This window comes from Flagellimonas lutaonensis (genome assembly GCF_000963865.1).
GTDB classification, from domain to species: Bacteria; Bacteroidota; Bacteroidia; order Flavobacteriales; family Flavobacteriaceae; genus Flagellimonas_A; species Flagellimonas_A lutaonensis.
This window is the reverse complement of the sequence record NZ_CP011071.1, coordinates 1,695,836-1,712,549: the sequence shown is the minus strand read 5'-3', so window position 1 is coordinate 1,712,549 and position 16,714 is coordinate 1,695,836. Positions and strand designations below refer to the sequence as shown.

Annotated in this window: 16 protein-coding genes and 1 tRNA gene; 8 read left to right on the top strand and 9 right to left on the bottom strand. The window is 45.4% G+C overall.

Annotated elements, in window-relative coordinates:
* Positions 1-21: 21 nt before the first annotated feature.
* Together VC82_RS07930 and VC82_RS07925 are read right to left on the bottom strand one after the other, a co-directional pair.
* Positions 22-1,761 (bottom strand): SulP family inorganic anion transporter, encoded by a 1,740-nt coding sequence (locus VC82_RS07930; RefSeq protein ID WP_045801897.1) that lies wholly within the window; start codon positions 1,759-1,761, stop codon positions 22-24.
* 67 nt (positions 1,762-1,828) lie between these two features.
* Positions 1,829-2,461 carry a Crp/Fnr family transcriptional regulator gene (locus VC82_RS07925; protein WP_045801896.1) on the bottom strand — a complete coding sequence of 211 codons (633 nt, stop codon included), beginning with the start codon at positions 2,459-2,461 and terminating at the stop codon, positions 1,829-1,831.
* Between the two features lie 75 nt (positions 2,462-2,536).
* Between VC82_RS07925 and VC82_RS07920 the strand changes: the two genes are divergently transcribed.
* On the top strand, positions 2,537-3,919 hold the full coding sequence (locus tag VC82_RS07920) for an aldehyde dehydrogenase (RefSeq protein ID WP_045801895.1): 1,383 nt from the start codon (positions 2,537-2,539) through the stop codon (positions 3,917-3,919).
* A 141-nt stretch (positions 3,920-4,060) separates the two neighbouring features.
* The gene (locus VC82_RS15545) at positions 4,061-4,228 is read left to right on the top strand and encodes a lmo0937 family membrane protein (protein WP_045801894.1); all 168 of its coding nucleotides are present in this window, start codon (positions 4,061-4,063) and stop codon (positions 4,226-4,228) included.
* A 77-nt stretch (positions 4,229-4,305) separates the two neighbouring features.
* On the opposite strand, the gene scpA is transcribed toward VC82_RS15545, so the two are convergent.
* From scpA to rseP, 4 genes are all read right to left on the bottom strand, one after another.
* The gene (gene scpA / locus VC82_RS07910; protein ID WP_045801893.1) at positions 4,306-6,387 is read right to left on the bottom strand and encodes a methylmalonyl-CoA mutase; all 2,082 of its coding nucleotides are present in this window, start codon (positions 6,385-6,387) and stop codon (positions 4,306-4,308) included.
* 277 nt (positions 6,388-6,664) lie between these two features.
* The gene (locus tag VC82_RS15965; RefSeq protein ID WP_045803331.1) at positions 6,665-6,976 is read right to left on the bottom strand and encodes a GIY-YIG nuclease family protein; all 312 of its coding nucleotides are present in this window, start codon (positions 6,974-6,976) and stop codon (positions 6,665-6,667) included.
* 42 nt (positions 6,977-7,018) lie between these two features.
* Positions 7,019-7,092: transfer RNA gene (locus VC82_RS07900), tRNA-Asn, on the bottom strand.
* Positions 7,093-7,203: 111 nt separating this feature from the next.
* Positions 7,204-8,559, bottom strand: a complete 1,356-nt coding sequence (gene rseP, locus VC82_RS07895) for an RIP metalloprotease RseP (RefSeq protein ID WP_045801892.1) — start codon at positions 8,557-8,559, stop codon at positions 7,204-7,206.
* A 157-nt stretch (positions 8,560-8,716) separates the two neighbouring features.
* Here rseP and VC82_RS07890 point away from each other — a divergent pair, with 157 nt between their 5' ends.
* The 6 genes from VC82_RS07890 (at position 8,717) to VC82_RS07870 (ending at position 13,629) form a co-directional block, all read left to right on the top strand.
* Positions 8,717-9,391 carry an SCO family protein gene (locus tag VC82_RS07890; protein WP_045801891.1) on the top strand — a complete coding sequence of 225 codons (675 nt, stop codon included), beginning with the start codon at positions 8,717-8,719 and terminating at the stop codon, positions 9,389-9,391.
* Between the two features lie 147 nt (positions 9,392-9,538).
* Entirely contained in the window at positions 9,539-9,784 is a 246-nt protein-coding gene (locus VC82_RS07885) for a FeoA family protein (protein WP_045801890.1), read from the top strand.
* Positions 9,781-12,003 carry a ferrous iron transport protein B gene (gene feoB, locus VC82_RS07880; protein WP_045801889.1) on the top strand — a complete coding sequence of 741 codons (2,223 nt, stop codon included), beginning with the start codon at positions 9,781-9,783 and terminating at the stop codon, positions 12,001-12,003. The genes VC82_RS07885 and feoB overlap by 4 nt, the downstream gene beginning before the upstream one ends.
* Positions 12,004-12,006: 3 nt before the next feature.
* A complete protein-coding gene (locus tag VC82_RS15660) occupies positions 12,007-12,159 on the top strand; it encodes a hypothetical protein (RefSeq protein ID WP_170218316.1) in 153 nt (50 codons plus the stop codon).
* Between the two features lie 134 nt (positions 12,160-12,293).
* Positions 12,294-12,698 carry a TonB-dependent receptor gene (locus VC82_RS07875; protein WP_045801888.1) on the top strand — a complete coding sequence of 135 codons (405 nt, stop codon included), beginning with the start codon at positions 12,294-12,296 and terminating at the stop codon, positions 12,696-12,698.
* 28 nt (positions 12,699-12,726) lie between these two features.
* The gene (locus tag VC82_RS07870; protein WP_052698964.1) at positions 12,727-13,629 is read left to right on the top strand and encodes a glycoside hydrolase family 16 protein; all 903 of its coding nucleotides are present in this window, start codon (positions 12,727-12,729) and stop codon (positions 13,627-13,629) included.
* Here the strand turns inward: VC82_RS07870 and VC82_RS07865 are convergent, their stop codons facing one another.
* The 3 genes from VC82_RS07865 to VC82_RS07855 all read right to left on the bottom strand — a co-directional run bounded on the left by VC82_RS07865 (position 13,630) and on the right by VC82_RS07855 (position 16,682).
* Entirely contained in the window at positions 13,630-14,037 is a 408-nt protein-coding gene (locus VC82_RS07865) for a DUF2141 domain-containing protein (protein ID WP_045801887.1), read from the bottom strand.
* A 184-nt stretch (positions 14,038-14,221) separates the two neighbouring features.
* Positions 14,222-14,647 carry a hypothetical protein gene (locus VC82_RS07860; protein ID WP_045801886.1) on the bottom strand — a complete coding sequence of 142 codons (426 nt, stop codon included), beginning with the start codon at positions 14,645-14,647 and terminating at the stop codon, positions 14,222-14,224.
* Positions 14,634-16,682, bottom strand: a complete 2,049-nt coding sequence (locus VC82_RS07855; RefSeq protein ID WP_045803329.1) for a S9 family peptidase — start codon at positions 16,680-16,682, stop codon at positions 14,634-14,636. The genes VC82_RS07860 and VC82_RS07855 overlap by 14 nt, the downstream gene beginning before the upstream one ends.
* Positions 16,683-16,714 lie beyond the last annotated feature (32 nt).

The following is a 16,714-nucleotide window of genomic DNA, read 5'->3' as shown; positions in this document are numbered from 1 at the left end:
ATTTTCCACTTAAAATGCCACTTAAGTTACAAAACGCGACCCACCCGACTGCTCTGAAATCTTTGATTGCAGTGGGGTCTTCTCCTTTAGGCTCTGGCAATACTCAAAAGCTTCAAAAGTTCTGACAAAAAGGTTTTCGCTACCGATCTTTTCTGCAAGGCCACTTTCAAAAAGGATGTCGCGAGTAGGACCGATGGCCCCCGTCACCAACAGGGTAATCCCTTTCTTTTGAAAATCGTCCAATACCTGTTTGAGCATGGTAACTGCCGTGCTATCAATGTAGTCAATCGATTCCGCATTTAAAATGACATATTTCAGTTTCTCACCTTTTTGCCCCATGTTCTTGTAGAGCTCTTTCTTGAAATAGTCTTTGTTTGCGAAGTAAAGCTGGCTGTCGAATCGCAATATCAGTATCTCATCGAAGACTTCAATATCTTCACTAAAGCGATTGATGTTCTTAAAGTACTCGGTACCCCTTATTCTGCCCAAGACGGCAATATGTGGTTTTGAAGTGCGATAGACCAACAATGCCAGCGAAAACAACACACCCAATACGATACCTTCGATGATACCGACTCCCAAAGTGATTAAAAAGGTGACCATCAACAGCGCAAACTCATCTTTTCGGCTTTTATACAGACCAACGGCATATCTCACATCTATGAGCCCATATACCGCCACCAAAATGATGGCGGCCAACACCGCATTGGGCAAGTATTGAAAAACGGGTGTGAGAAAAAGCAAGATCAGCCCCACCACCATGGCACTGATCAGCGATGCGATACCTGTTTTTGCCCCTGCATTCACATTAACGGCAGTTCTTGAAAACCCAGCGGTCACGGAGTATGCCTGAAAGAACGAACCGGCTATGTTCGAGGTACCCAATGCCAACAATTCTTGATTGGGCCGCAGGGAGTCTGAGGCATCTTTTGCCTCAATGCCCTTGGCTATGGAAACGGCCTCCACAAAAGACAACAGTGCCAGCGTAATGGCTATGGGGGCCAGATTCCAGATTTTTTCAACCCCGACCACAGGTATTTTGAAGGTGGGCAATCCCCCTGGAATCTCGCCAACGACCCTCACCCCAACATCTCCCAATTGCAAAAAGTAAATAATGGAGATCGAAACAACTACCACAATGAGAGCCGCCGGTATTTTTTTGCTGAGCCTTGGCAGCAACGAAATCACGGCAATGGCCAACACCCCGATGAGCAATGTAAGCAAATGGGTCTGGCCTATATTCGCCACGGTATCCCTTAGCAAAAAAAGTATGCGCCCGCCCCGCTGTACATTGAGGCCCAGTAAATGATGTAATTGGCTCAGCCCTATAATAATGGCCGCCGCAGAGGTAAAGCCGCTGATGACGGGTTCTGAAAGGAAGTTGGCCAGAAAACCCATTCGAAAAAAACCGAATGCAAGTTGAATGACCCCTACAAACAATGCCAAAAAAATGGCCATGGCAATGTATTCATCAATTCCTGAAAGGGCCAAGGCGCCCAGCCCTGATGCCACGACCAATGAATCGATGGCCACGGCCCCAATCGATAGTTTGGGCGCAGTGCCCATCAGGGCGTACACTACTTGGGGCAAAAGGGCCGCATATAGCCCGAAGACTGGAGGAAGCCCTGCTATCATGGCATAGGCCATGCCTTGGGGTATCAACATGATGCCCACGGTAAAACCAGCGGAGAGGTCTCCTGCCAAATAGGCCTTTTTGTACCTCGGCAGCCACTCCAGTATGGGAAAGTATCGTTTCAGCATGTTGTTCGGTCAGTCAACAAAGTTACTATTTGGTCCATCGAAAGGTTGTAACCTAGGTTGCAAACCTTCAAAGGTCGATAATCTCGATATGGTTTCTGTGCAATTTTACCTTCCCCAGCTTTTCGAGCCTTTTTAGCAAGCGTGAAATCACCACGCGAGAGCTATGCAGGTCGTAGGCAATCTCTTGATGGGTATTCTTTACAACCTTGCTCTCGTTTATGCGGGCCTTTTCTGCCAAGTACGCCACTAGGCGCTCATCCATCTTCATAAAGGCTATGGTGTCGACCGTTAACAACAATTCGTTCAATCGGTTATGGTAGCTATCAAACACAAAATTTCGCCAAGAACGGTAATTTGCCATCCATTCTTCCATTTTGCGCACCGGTACCATGATCACCTCGACATCGGTTTCGGCTATCGCCCTCACCTCGCTCTTGGCATCTCCCATGCAACAGGCCATGGTCATGCTACAAGTATCGCCTTTCTCTAGATAATACAGCAGCAGTTCATCTCCCTCGTTGTCTTCTCGAAGTACTTTTATGGCCCCAGAAATCAATAGGGGCATCGATTTTATGTACTCGCCAATCTCCATAATTTTTTCAGAGGCCTTTATTTCCTTATAGATACCCTCTTTTGCAATCTCATCGAGCAATGCGGGTTCAAAATAATCACCAAAACTATTTTTCAGTGCTGTCTGCATACCGTAAATTTAAGCAAATGTAACCAGCCTAGAACCAACATAAAAACTTACAAAATTTCCTAGCCGAATAAAACTATGGGCAACAGTTCGATATCAGAAGTAATCAATAAACAACGTGATTTTTTTAAGGAAGGAAAGACCAAAGACGTATCCTTCAGAAAAAAAGCGCTCAAAAAGCTTCAAAGGGCGATCATTGCCCAAGAGAACGCCATCTGTGAGGCACTTTATAAGGACCTAAAAAAACCAAAATTCGAGTGCCTTGCCACAGAGACCCAGTTGACGCTTTCTGAACTACGGCACGCCATAAAGAACATCGATTTATGGAGCCGGCCCAAGCGGGCACCCCCAAGCCTCAGCAATTTTCCTTCTTCCGATTGGATCCATTATGAACCCTACGGAAACGTGCTGATCATCGCACCGTGGAACTATCCTTTTCAACTGACCGTGGCCCCGCTCATTGGGGCCATTGCCGCCGGCAATACCGCCGTTCTGAAACCTTCTGAATTCACACCCCATACCACTGCGATAATCTCGCAGATTATGAAAGAAGTATTTGAAGAAGGGCATGTGACGGTCAAAGAGGGAGGTGTCGAAGTCTCACAAGCACTTTTGAAAGAGAAATGGGATTATATTTTCTTTACCGGAAGCACCCGTGTCGGTAAAATCGTCTATAAAAGTGCCGCTGAACACTTGATCCCTGTCACCTTGGAGTTGGGCGGAAAAAGCCCCTGTATTGTTGATGGCACCGCCCCCCTGAAACTGGCTGCCAAGCGCATCTGCTGGGGCAAGTTTCTGAATGCCGGTCAAACCTGTATCGCCCCTGATTATATTTTGGTCCATAAAACAGTCAAAGACAAGTTGGTCGGCGAACTGAAAAAAGCCATCATTAAATCGTATGGTGAGAACATCCGCAATTCAGCGGATTATGGAAGAATCATTTCCAAAGAACATTACACAAGGCTAAAGGAAATGTTGGAGGGAGAGGATATTCTGTTCGGGGGAACATTTGACGATGGGGATGTTTTTTTAGGGCCAACCCTTTTGAACGAGTCCGACTTGGAGAGCAAAGCCATGCAGGAAGAGATTTTCGGGCCGATACTGCCTATCATATCCTACGAAACTGAAGCAGACATCGAGCGATACCTCAATCACTTTGGGAAGCCTCTGGCCTTATATGTCTTTTCGAGAAACAAAAACTTTCAAAAGAAAATCATACAGCAATATTCCTTTGGGGGTGGGGTCATCAACGACACGGTGATTCAGATTACAAATAAACGACTGCCCTTTGGCGGTGTGGGCGCATCGGGCATCGGAAGCTATCATGGGAAACACTCTTTTGAACTGTTCTCACATAAAAAAGCCATTATCAAAAAGGCAAATTGGCTCGACATACCACTTCGTTACGCCCCTTATACCCTGGCCGAAAGATGGGTGAAAAAATTCAAGCATCTCTTGTGATCTGCCCAATTGGTGGCCCAATGGCCCCATATTTGACCCATTCCGTTTTATTATTGGCTGTAATGCTTCAGAAAAACGCATCGCAACTTATTGTACCACAATATTTTGTATTTTAATTTCAACAACTAAATATTAAAACATATGAGAAGTATTTTATGGTTGGTTGCGGTGATTTTGATCGTGGTTTGGCTTTTGGGCATTTTGGGCGTGATTCCTGGTATAGCAACCGGAAACCTCATCCATATTTTATTGGTGCTTGCTATAATAGCCATTTTGTACAACATTATCTCTGGCCGTAAACCGTTATGACAGCGTAAAGTCCCAATTAAAAAAACACCACAAAAAAAGCCGCAGAATCTGCGGCTTTTTTCCTTTAGAAATGAATATTAAAGCTTCAAAATATTGAGGATGTCTATGGCGGCCTCTGAGATTTTGGTGCCGGGCCCGTAAATACCCACAGCACCGGCATCGTACAAAAACTCATAATCTTGCTTGGGAATAACCCCGCCGACAATGACCAAAATGTCTTCTCGGCCCAGCTCTTTCAAAGCCTCTATTACTTTCGGCACCAAGGTCTTGTGGCCTGCTGCCAATGAAGAGACCCCCACTACGTGGACATCATTTTCGACCGCTTGTCGAGCCACTTCTTCAGGAGTTTGAAACAACGGCCCGATATCGACATCAAAGCCCAAATCGGCATAGGCTGTGGCCACCACCTTTGCCCCACGGTCATGACCGTCTTGCCCCATTTTGGCGATCATGATACGGGGTCTTCTGCCTTCTTGTTCAGCAATTTCATCAGACAGTTTTCTGGCCTTTTCGAACAAGGGGTCTTCTTTCAGTTCTTTTGCATACACACCTGTAAACGATTTTATTTCGGCCTCATGACGGCCAAAAGCTTTTTCCATGGCATCGCTGATCTCGCCCAAAGTAGCCCTAGCCCTTGCCGCTTCGACCGACAACGCCAATAAATTCTCGCCCTTGCCCTTTAATCTGGCCTCGGCAGCTTGCGTAATTTTCTCAAGACATGAAGTTACCAATTTATCATCTCTTTCGGCCTTGACCCTTTCAATTCTGGCAATTTGTTGGGCACGTACCTTTTGGTTATCGACCTCTAAAATCTGTAGTTCATCTTCTTTGTCGAGCACATATTTGTTGACCCCGACAATGACCTCTTTGCCACTATCAATCCGTGCCTGTTTTTTAGCCGCGGCCTGCTCAATGCGCATTTTGGGGATGCCCGCTTCGATTGCTTTGGTCATACCGCCCAACTCTTCGACTTCTTCAATTAGACGCCAAGCCTCTTCTGCCAATTGTGCCGTAAGCGATTCCACATAATGGCTGCCCGCCCAAGGATCTACGGTACGGGTAATCTGTGTTTCTTCTTGCAGAAATAACTGGGTATTTCTTGCAATTCGTGCTGAGAAATCGGTAGGAAGCGCAATGGCCTCATCCAAGGCATTGGTGTGCAGGCTTTGGGTGCCCCCGAACGCAGCTGCTGCCGCCTCGATAGTGGTTCTGGCGACATTGTTGAACGGATCTTGTTCGGTCAGACTCCAACCACTGGTCTGGCAATGCGTTCGCAAGGCCATTGATTTTTCGTTCTTCGGATCAAACTTTTTCACCAGCTTCGCCCAGAGCATCCTTCCCGCCCTAAGTTTGGCAATTTCCATAAAGTGGTTCATCCCAATTCCCCAGAAAAAAGAAAGCCTAGGGGCAAACTCGTCAATTTTGAGTCCTGCTTTCAGTCCTGTTCTAATGTATTCCAATCCATCTGCCAGGGTATAGGCCAATTCAATGGCCGCTGTCGCTCCTGCCTCGTGCATGTGGTAGCCCGAGATGCTGATACTATTGAACCGCGGCATGTTTTTGCTGGTATATTCAAAAATATCGGCGATGATTTGTATGGAGGGTGTGGGAGGATATATATAGGTATTGCGCACCATGAACTCCTTTAAAATATCGTTTTGGATGGTGCCCGCCAACTGCTCTGGTTTCACACCCTGTTCTTCCGCAGCCACAATATAAAAGGCCATTACGGGCAGTACCGCCCCGTTCATGGTCATTGAGACCGACATTTTATCAAGGGGGATGCCATCAAAGAGAATCTTCATATCCTCTACGGTATCGATGGCCACGCCTGCTTTTCCCACATCACCAACTACGCGCTCATGGTCACTGTCATAACCCCGATGGGTCGGCAGGTCAAAGGCCACTGAAAGGCCTTTTTGGCCCGCTTCCAAATTTCTACGGTAAAAGGCGTTGCTTTCTTCTGCTGTGGAAAAGCCTGCATACTGCCTGATGGTCCACGGCCGCCTGACATACATGGTCGAATATGGCCCACGCAGATAGGGTGGAATGCCCGCGGCAAAATCTTCATGGGGAAATCTTTTCTTTTTCTCCGAATTGCCGTTCAGGCTTGGTCCATTTGAAGAAAGTTCTAGATGTTCAACATTTTTCCTTTTCATACAATTAGGCGGTTACGACATTTTTAAAATTAGCAGAGAGTAAGGTAAACCCATTTCAAACAACAAAATATGACTTTTGTCTTTTATTCAATGAATTTTTATTAAACCCAATCTCCTCAATATTAGATAATATTTTGATCTTATATATATGCCGCTGAGACAAAAATATGCTATTAATTATTTGATAATGTTGCAAAAAAAAACTCCAGCGATTAACAATCACTGGAGCCTTACTAATTCTCCTTCCCCTGCTGGACTCGAACCAGCGACCCTCTGATTAATCCCGCACGTGAGGGACTCTAACCAACTGAGCTAAATTGCCAGATGGCACGAAATCCGTTTCAACGAGTTTTTCTATAAAAATCCTGCTCTTCTGACTCTTCACAAATTTTTCGGCTTTGATCGCATCACTCCGGCTATGCACTGCCTGAAAAATGGCGGCCAAACTCCAGGGTCTATATTTTGAGGTATAGGTGCATTTTGGAGTCTCATTGTGTTGTTGCAGCCGCTGCCAGGGGTTTGAACTAGAGCCTACATAATAACTGTCAAACTTTTCAGAATGTAAGATGTAGAGATAATAGGTTCCCATCATAAATACAAAAAGCCACTTTGTTCCAGTGGCTTTTGTTTGCTCCCCCTGCTGGACTCGAACCAGCGACCCTCTGATTAACAGTCAGATGCTCTAACCAACTGAGCTAAGGAGGAATCTCATAAAATTTTTAAGCGAAATTTTCCGCTAATGCCCGTACATGGTGGCAAAGGCGGGTGCAAATATAGCAGTTTCTATAAATCACTACAAACAAAAAATTCAGTTTTTTATTTTGTCAGGGCTTTATAGATGTCATTACCGTTTGCGAAGAGCAACAGTGCGATCAACAAGAAGAAACCGACCATCTGGGCATATTCCAAAAACTTGTCGCTTGGCTTTCTTCCAGAGACCATCTCATAGAGCAAGAACATCACATGGCCCCCATCCAAAGCTGGTATGGGAAGAATGTTCATAAAGGCCAGGATAATGGAAATCAATGCGGTGGTCGACCAAAAAGCGGCCCAGTCCCATGTGTCTGGAAACATACTGCCTATGGCGGCAAACCCTCCTACACCTTTATAGGCACCAGTGGACGGGTTGAAAATTTTCTTCAGCTGTTTCACGTAACTGGTCAAGATATCCACCCCTTTGTTGATGCCCGCTGGAATAGACTCCCATAGTGTGTAAGTCTTGGTTTCTACCTTTAAAATTCCCTTTTCCTCAAGTTTTTTGAATGGCATTGCAGCTGGAAAAACTCCAATAGTGGCACTATCGCTAACTACAATAGGAATATTGACAAGTTCGCTATTGTTGCGTAGCACGCCCAATTCTATCCTCTGTCCCTCATATTTCTCCAGAAGAGTTTTCGCCTGGTCAAAGTATTTAATAGAATCATTCCCGATTCGTACCACTTCATCCCCTTTTTTAAGGCCTGATCTATAATTCTGTGAATCTTTGGGAACACTACCAATTACAAAGGGAATTCTATAGTTTAAAAAACGTACCTTATCTTCATCTTCAAGCAATGTTGCAATAAAATCGACGGGGATTTCCTTTTCGATGATCTGCCCATCCCTTTCAATGGTCATGCTGTTTCCATTGATCAGGTCGATGAAAACATTGTTGAAGTTTTCTACCTTATCCCCATCAATGGCCACAATCTTATCCCCGGTCTGTAATCCCAACTTTTCGCCTATGTTCTCCTCCATTACCCAGACACCGTCTTTCAGACTCTCCATTGGAATGTATTGATCACCATAAGAGTAGGCCATTCCAATATAGATAATGACCGCCAATACAAAGTTCACGGTTACACCGCCCAGCATAATGATCAACCGTTGCCAAGCCGGTTTACTGCGAAATTCCCATGGCTTGGGTTCTTCTTTCATGGCCTCGGTGTCCATGCTCTCGTCGATCATTCCGGCTATTTTCACGTAGCCTCCCAATGGCAGCCAGCCGATGCCGTAAACGGTCTCCCCGATTTTCTTTTTGAACAGGGCAAACTTCACATCGAAAAAGAGAAAAAACTTCTCGACCCGTGTCTTAAAGATTTTTGCGGGGATGAAGTGACCCAATTCGTGAAGAATGATCAAAAGGGAAAGACTCAGAAAAAACTGAATCACTTTAACTGCAATGGGGCTCATCTATCGTTCATTAAATTCAAGCACGCAAAAGTACATTTTTGATAGGTCTTAAAAAAGTGGGCATGCAAACGCTCTTCTTTTTTAACAAAAGTTTTAGTACGGAACTTGCCGGTCGGTTTGGATAAATACCTTTACTACCAGTACTTTTGCCAACACTATGCGCAGGTTTTTTGCCAAATACCGGTTTTTTTTCATTGTTTTCTCCATTTTGTCGGCCATCATCATTTATTTGATGTATACTGCACTTACGCCCAAGCAGCGATTGCCCATTTACCAACCCTCTATGGTGAACCCCGAACTGGTCGATAGCACGCTGCACTATAAAAAGAAATACCATACCATCGCCAATTTTAAGCTCATCAACCAAAACGGTGACACCATTACCGAGCAAGATTATGATGAAAAAATCTATGTGGCTGATTTCTTTTTTACGACCTGCCCGACCATTTGCCCGATCATGACCAAGAACATGGCCGAAATACAAGGCCATATTCTAGATGACGACGAGGTAATGTTGCTTTCGCACACGGTAACCCCCCAGATTGATTCGGTGGCCCAACTAAAAAAGTATGCCCTTGAAAAGGGTGTGATCGATGAAAAATGGAATCTGGTCACAGGCGACAAAAAACAGATATACGAGTTGGCCCGAAAATCGTATCTGGCCGTTAAAACGGATGGCGATGGGGGGCCTTTTGACATGATCCATACCGAAAACTTCATTCTTGTGGACAAAGAACGGCGCATTCGCGGATTTTACGATGGCACCGATGCCGAAGAAGTCAAGAAACTATTGGAAGATATCGAACTCTTGAAAGCTTCCTATGGGGGGTAAGGAAAAAATTCCAAATTCCAAATAACTATCGCGACGGCTTTTTGAAAGTACCTTTTTGCAATTGGTTTTTGGAATTTGGCACTTGCTTATTGGGGTTTTTAGCAATTTTTCCCCTACTTTTGCTTACTTAAAATCATTCTAAATAATATCGTCTTGACCGTTGCTGATTTGAAAGAGGGACAAATAGGAATCATTAAGGAATTTACCAAGAATACCATTCCGGTTAAACTGATGGAACTGGGCTGCCTGCCCGGTAACAGCGTTGAATTGGTTCAGGTCGCACCGCTCAAAGACCCCATCTATATCAATGTGAACGGCAGCCATATTGCCATTCGCAGAACATTGGCAAAAGAAATTGAGCTTGATTTATTTGAAGAACCCGTACGGCCATGAGCAAGAGCATCAATGTGGCCCTAATTGGCAACCCCAACACCGGTAAAACCTCTGTTTTCAACCAGTTGACAGGTCTTAACCAAAAAGTGGGCAACTACCCCGGTATCACGGTCGAAAAAAAAGAAGGCATCTGCAAACTGCCCAGGGGGGTCAAAGCGCATATTATAGATCTTCCGGGCACCTATAGCCTCAATACCACCTCGTTGGATGAAAGTGTCGTTGTCGAACTATTGCTCAATAAAAACAGTAGGGACTATCCAGACGTTGCCGTGGTCGTCAGCGATGTGGAAAACCTCAAGCGAAACCTTTTGTTGTTTACCCAAATCAAAGATCTGAAGATCCCAACGATTTTGGTCATCAACATGTCAGACCGCATGTCGCGAAAAGGCATCTCGCTTGATGTTGGGTTGATGGAAGAGCGTCTTGACACAAAAATTGCACTGGTCAGCACCCGAAAAAAAGAGGGCATTGACCGCATCAAGGCCTTGATTGCTGACTATAAAAACCTATCGACCATGCCAACCTTGGATGCCTCGGTTATCGACATGGCATATTTCGAGCGGTTAAAAAAGACTTTTCCTAAAGAAGACCTTTACAAGCTATGGCTAGTGATTACCCAAGACGTGAACTTCATGCCCTTGGAAAAAAAGCGCATAGCAGACACTTCAAAATTCAACACAAAGTCAAATGAAGAACTGAAACGGTTACAGCACAAAGAGACGGTTTTGCGATACCAGTTCATCAACGGGGTGCTGAAAGAGACCTATAAAATAGACTATAAGGCGGCAAAAGGCCTACGGGCTACCCTTGATAAGATATTGACACACAAAATCTTTGGTTACCTTATCTTTTTTGCCCTGTTGTTGACCATTTTCCAGGCCATATTTGATTGGAGCTCGTATCCGATGGATTTTATCGATGCCCAATTTGCAGCCGCCAGTGATTGGGTCAAAAATACGCTGCCGCCAGGTATTTTGACCAACTTATTGGCCGAGGGAATCCTTGCAGGCATCGGGGGCATTGTCATCTTTATTCCACAGATCGCTTTTCTGTTCCTGTTTATCTCTTTGCTCGAAGAGAGCGGTTATATGAGCCGCGTGGTATTTCTGATGGATCGCCTGATGCGCCCATTCGGCTTGAGCGGAAAGAGCGTGGTACCCTTGATTTCGGGCACCGCTTGTGCCATACCTGCCGTAATGGCGACCCGAACCATCGAGAACTGGAAAGAGCGCCTTATCACCATCTTGGTGGTGCCCTTTACCACTTGCTCGGCACGTTTGCCGGTTTACCTGATCATTATAGCTCTGGTTATTCCACCTGGAAGGGTACTCGGGCTAAGCTACCAGGCCTTGACCTTGATGATGCTTTATCTTCTTGGTTTTGTTATGGCCATTCTATCGGCCATGGTCTTGAACAAGGTCATGAAAACAAAGACCCGTTCACTTTTTATCGTCGAAATGCCCACATATCGGCTACCACTGTTGAAAAATGTCGCGTACACCGTAATTGAAAAAACCAAAAGTTTCGTTTTGGGGGCGGGCAAAATTATATTGGCGATTTCCATAGTACTTTGGTTCTTGGGTTCCAATGGCCTTTCTGAAGAGTTCAAGAATGCCGAAGCCATTGTTTCCGAAAGAATTGAACAACAAGGCCTTAGCCCTTACAGCAAAAACTATATCAATGACAATGTTGAGCGTTACTTGATATCAAGAAATATCGAGTCCTCATCCGATATTCCCACACAACTTCAAGATTCCATCCAGCAATTGCGGATAACCCTGCGCGAAAGGGCCAAAATGCAAGAAATAGCCAGCTATAAACTTGAACATTCGTTCATCGGCTACGCCGGAAAAGCCATTGAACCCGTAGTGAAACCTTTGGGATATGACTGGAAGATAGGCATTGCTATCTTGACCTCTTTCGCCGCTCGGGAAGTTTTTGTAGGAACCCTGGCGACCATTTACAGTGTGGGCAGCGATGAAGAGGAGACCATTAAAAACCGTATGGCCGCAGAACTAAATGATAAGGGCAAACCCCTCTTTGACCTGGCATCGGGCATTTCGTTGATGCTCTTCTACGCTTTTGCGATGCAGTGCATGAGTACGCTGGCCATTGTTAAACGAGAGACCAATTCGTGGAAATGGCCCTTGCTTCAACTGGTTTTTATGAGCAGCTTTGCGTACCTTGTAGCATTGGCAGCCTACCAAATTATAAAATAGCTAATGGATATTCTTCAGCAAATATTGGCATATCTGATCTTGGCGGCGGCCATTGCCTTCTTGGCCAAAAAGTTTTTGCTCCCAAGGTCTTTGTTCGTTTCCCAAAAAGAAGACAACAAAAAGAACTGTGGTGGCACCGATTGTGGCTGCCATTAGGGCTTCGCCCGTCCTGCTTTATTAATCCAGCATACATCCCCCTATTTCATCGTTTGCAAAGTTGTCAGTTTTTACAACGATGATATTTCTTACATTTTTCCTATTTTTAGGCAATACTATTTGCCTGATTCACTATGAAAAAACTTTATTGCCTGTTGGTCTTTATATTGATTTTTGGTGTTACCGGATGTTCTTCCACCAAAAAAAAGGAAACAACCTCGATGAACGTTGAGCAAGAACTCGAACGAAAGAACCGGGGTCAAGTTTCGCTGTTGACCCGAATTCGCCAATTGCCCGGCGTTTCATTAAAGAATGGCCTGCCGGTAATCAACAAGGCCACGAACACCCTTAATTCTAGGGACTTTGGCGAACCACTCTATGTTCTGAACGGGCAGATAATTGGCAATTCGTTCAGTAGAATCGACGAATTGGTAGACAGTTTCAATGTCAAAAAAATTGAAGTCGTGGCTGGCCCCGATGCCTCTTTTTATGGTGCCCAGGGGGCCAAGGGCGTTATAAAAATCACTACCTTTCAATAAAAAATAATCACCCTTTTTACGTACCACCATGAACACCAAGTCTTTTTTCACCATTGTACACTATTCATTGGTGGTTTTTCTTTTTACAGCGATGGGGATTTCAAGTTGTTCCTCAGACTCCTCTGAAACCGATGATACTGTCCCAATCCCCGATTCAAACACACCCGAAGAACCGCTTGACCCAAACAGGCCATGGAACCTAGTCTGGGAAGATGATTTTGACGGTGACCTTTCACAATGGAACGTGTGGGAAAGCGGGGCCTTCAACAATGAGATTCAATTCTACAGGCCAGAGCAGCTGACCATCGAAGATGGAATCTTGACCATCGACATACAAAGGGAAACCATTACCGGGCCCAACAATCCTTTTGATAGTAGCCCCAAAGAGTTTCAATATGTTTCTGGAAGAATAGAGACCAAGACAACATTTGGTCCTTCGAGCGCCACGGGAGAAACCGAATATCGCTTTATGGCCCGGATCAAATTGCCCCCAGGCAACGGTATGTGGCCCGCTTTTTGGTCGTATGGCGACCCATGGCCCACCCAGGGCGAAATTGACATCGTAGAGGCACGGGGCAATCTTCCCATGGAATTTTCATCCAATATTTTCTATGGAACAGAACCCGGCATACCCTTGACAGACAACAACAACACCGTGGTAGAACATGAGTTGGAGGTTGACATTACTGCAGATTTTCACACGTACGAACTTATTTGGACCGCCAACAGCCTCGAAATCATATTTGATGGTGAAACGTTGCACAAATATCAAGCGAGCCCGCTCAACTACATTGCCACGCTTTTTGGCCTGAAACAACAGATAGTATTGAATACCGCGGTCGGTGGATTCTTCTTTCCGAATTCATCGCCCTCGTCATTTGCAGACACATCGCAGATGCAGGTGGACTGGGTTCGGGTGTACAAAAGATAGTTACAGAAAGACCTCTAGCGCAACATCGCGCACAACCTTAAATGAACATTCTTTAAAATTTGGCGGACCAAAAGTCTTCATCTTGGCATTTGAAAAGGCCACTTTCTCCCTTGGAATGCCCAACCAATTGGTATCGAGTTTATTGTTGCCGTTCTCATCATAAAAAATGGCCAGTGCATATTCACCCGCTGGAAGGTTTTTTATGGAGAGATGGGTTACCCCTTTTTGGGCTGCTATGCTATCGCATTTGAACACTTTGTCAAATTTCAAGAACCCATCTTCTGAGTTATAGACCGCCACGTTGATTTTTCCTTCCGATGAGGGCACCCCATGCACTTCTACCGATAGCTCGTTTTGGGAAAAAGCCAAAACGGGAAACAGCACCACAAACCAAAAAAGTTGCTTCATTTCTTTATTACATTAGGTCGTCTGAATGCTTAACTCAATTCTTTCTAAAAAAGTATACGCGCAAAAACCGCTTTGTGGATTTTAGAGCACTTCGTAATAATTCAAAACGTATGCCAAAAACAAACTGCCGGCCACGAACCAAAAAACCCATCGCAGCCATTTCATGTCATCCTCCCTTGGCCATCTATTCAGGTCCATCGACCATATTTTTAAGGGTTTCATAGGTGGTCATGGTCTTGAGGCTATCGGTAAAGTTGAAGAACAATTTCAACGAATCATGGTGTACCACCTTAACTTTCTGCTGTCTCAGATCATCCACAAAAACATAGGTCGTCGAATTGGTGAGCGAATCGTTGAACACTCCCTTTTCCCTAGCAAACCATGAAAACCCGTTTCTACGCTCCATTTGGGGTATCCGCTGAACTAACGAAATGGTATCAATCTCTGATAGGGGAATCTGCTGCCGGTAAATACCCGAATAAACCTTGAACTCACCCTCTTCAATGGCACTGTAATTCTTATAATGGAGTACAAAAGCGGCAACACAAAAAATAACAGTCAAGACAATCAACAGATTCCAGAACCAATGTCTTTTCTTATTCTTTGTCATCCGATTTTTTATCTGTTCGAAATTTGTCAAACCATGCCACCGTATGGGCAATCTTGGCAATCAGGTTGCTGGGCCGATTGGCAATGCCATGGCTTGCTTCGGGTATCTCGACAAGTACAGTCTCAATCTTGCGCAACTTCAAGGCATGGTACAATTGCTTGGCCTCGCTGGGCGGGGTGCGCAGATCGTTCATGCCCACCAAGACCATGGTCGGGGTCTCTATATTGCCAACGAGCGAAATGGGCGAAAATTTCCAGTAGTGCTCAAAATTTTCCCAAGGTTGGCCCTCATAGCGTGAGTTGGCATAGCCAAAATAGTTGTCGGCCACCAGCGTCTTGCTGATCCAGTTCATCACGGGTTTTGCCACTACCGCTGCCTCGAAACGATTGTTCTTGCCGATCATCCAAGCGGTCATGATACCGCCTGCGCTTCCGCCCGTGACAAAAAGTTGGTCTTCGTGGGCAATACCTTTTTCGATACAAAAGTCGACCCCATCCATCACATCGTTATAATCTTCCCCCGGGTAATTTCTGTAGAGCAAGTTGGCAAATTCTTCCCCGTAGCTGGTGCTGCCCCGTGCATTTGGGTAAAAAACGATATATCCTTCCGCAGCATACAACTGCATCTCTATCGAAAAACGGTCACCGTAATTCGCAATGGGGCCACCGTGATTCTCGACCATAAAGGGATATTTTTTTGAAGGGTCATAATTGGGCGGATACACGACCCACCCCTGAATATCACGGCCATCAACATTTGATTTGTACCAGACCTCTTCGACCTTGCCCAAGGTTCTGTGATCCAATAGCGCCTTGTTCAGAGCGGTTATTTTTCTGGGGCTTTTAGCCTTTGGTTTTAGAACGGCAACTTCTGCCGGATATTCGGGCCGTGAATGGGTGTAGGCCACGGTACCATCGTTGGCAACACTGAACGAACCGCTTGAATAGGGCCTGCCCAAACTGGTGCCCCCTTGGTCATCGGCCAGTTTGGTGACCTTGCCAGAAAGGGCGATATGTGCAATCTTGGTGTTGCCCTTGTCATCGTAGTTGAAATAGAGTCCGCCACTTTTGGCATCCCATCGGATATCAGAAACCGTTCTGTCCAATCCATCCGAGATACTTCGTTTATTGCTTCCATCAATGTTCATAATGTGCAGCTTCCTCACTTGATAGGCCTGTCTCTTGTCTTCGTTGCCAATGTAGGCGATATATTTTCCATCGGGCGAAACCTGCGGACCATAATCGGGCCCATCGCGCTCTGTCAAGGCCACAATTTGACCATTCTCCACATCGGCAGCATAGATTTCGCTGTTACGAAAGCGGTACTCCCAATCATCGACACGATTGGCCGAAAAATAGATTTTTCTACCATCTGGTAACCAAGAAAGGGTGCCGCGATGGTGCCAGTCACCAGAAGTGATCTGCCTGGCCGCTCCGCCTTCTGCAGGCATCACAAAAATATGGTTAAAGCCAGGATCGATATAGCCCCGGCCATCGGCCTCATGGTAGACCCTATCAGTGATTCTGGGCGTGTCGGCCCATTTGGCGCCTTTCGGTTTTTTGGGGGTCTTTGCTATTACAGGTGCCTTCGCTTCAACATTCATTGAAAAGGCCAATTGGTTTCCGTCTGGTGACCAAGTAAGTGAACTGGGACTGAATGGCAATTGGGTCAAACGGGCAATCTTACCCGAACCGAACCAGTACATATAAATCTCAGCGCCCTCATCGGTGGAACTGGTAAAGGCAATCCTATCCCCCGAAGGCGACCACCGGGCATTGCTTTCACTGACTTCGCGAGGGGTCAGTTTTTGGTGTTGGCTGCCATCGGTCTTGAGCATCCATAGGTTGCCCCAAGCACGGTCTTTCATAATATCGAAATCCATTCGACGGTACACCACCCACTCCCCATCTGGTGAAATCTGGGGATCAGTGACATACTGTAGATCAAATACATCGAGGTATGAAAAGTTGGTCTTTTGTGCAGGTGCAACTTGAATCAAAAATCCTAAAAAGAAAAATAAGAGAAATCTAAGCATGGTTTTACTTTTTGAACTTTTAAAGGTAAAGA

Excerpts from the sequence above, each read along its gene's own strand:
- VC82_RS07930 (WP_045801897.1), bottom strand. The coding sequence starts at position 1,761 with ATGCTGAAACGATACTTTCCCATACTGGAGTGGCTGCCGAGGTACAAA.
- VC82_RS07925 (WP_045801896.1), bottom strand. The coding sequence starts at position 2,461 with ATGCAGACAGCACTGAAAAATAGTTTTGGTGATTATTTTGAACCCGCA.
- VC82_RS07920 (WP_045801895.1), top strand. The coding sequence starts at position 2,537 with ATGGGCAACAGTTCGATATCAGAAGTAATCAATAAACAACGTGATTTT.
- VC82_RS15545 (WP_045801894.1), top strand. The coding sequence starts at position 4,061 with ATGAGAAGTATTTTATGGTTGGTTGCGGTGATTTTGATCGTGGTTTGG.
- scpA (WP_045801893.1), bottom strand. The coding sequence starts at position 6,387 with ATGAAAAGGAAAAATGTTGAACATCTAGAACTTTCTTCAAATGGACCA.
- VC82_RS15965 (WP_045803331.1), bottom strand. The coding sequence starts at position 6,976 with ATGGGAACCTATTATCTCTACATCTTACATTCTGAAAAGTTTGACAGT.
- rseP (WP_045801892.1), bottom strand. The coding sequence starts at position 8,559 with ATGAGCCCCATTGCAGTTAAAGTGATTCAGTTTTTTCTGAGTCTTTCC.
- VC82_RS07890 (WP_045801891.1), top strand. The coding sequence starts at position 8,717 with ATGCGCAGGTTTTTTGCCAAATACCGGTTTTTTTTCATTGTTTTCTCC.
- feoB (WP_045801889.1), top strand. The coding sequence starts at position 9,781 with ATGAGCAAGAGCATCAATGTGGCCCTAATTGGCAACCCCAACACCGGT.
- VC82_RS15660 (WP_170218316.1), top strand. The coding sequence starts at position 12,007 with ATGGATATTCTTCAGCAAATATTGGCATATCTGATCTTGGCGGCGGCC.
- VC82_RS07875 (WP_045801888.1), top strand. The coding sequence starts at position 12,294 with ATGAAAAAACTTTATTGCCTGTTGGTCTTTATATTGATTTTTGGTGTT.
- VC82_RS07870 (WP_052698964.1), top strand. The coding sequence starts at position 12,727 with ATGAACACCAAGTCTTTTTTCACCATTGTACACTATTCATTGGTGGTT.
- VC82_RS07865 (WP_045801887.1), bottom strand. The coding sequence starts at position 14,037 with ATGAAGCAACTTTTTTGGTTTGTGGTGCTGTTTCCCGTTTTGGCTTTT.
- VC82_RS07860 (WP_045801886.1), bottom strand. The coding sequence starts at position 14,647 with ATGACAAAGAATAAGAAAAGACATTGGTTCTGGAATCTGTTGATTGTC.
- VC82_RS07855 (WP_045803329.1), bottom strand. The coding sequence starts at position 16,682 with ATGCTTAGATTTCTCTTATTTTTCTTTTTAGGATTTTTGATTCAAGTT.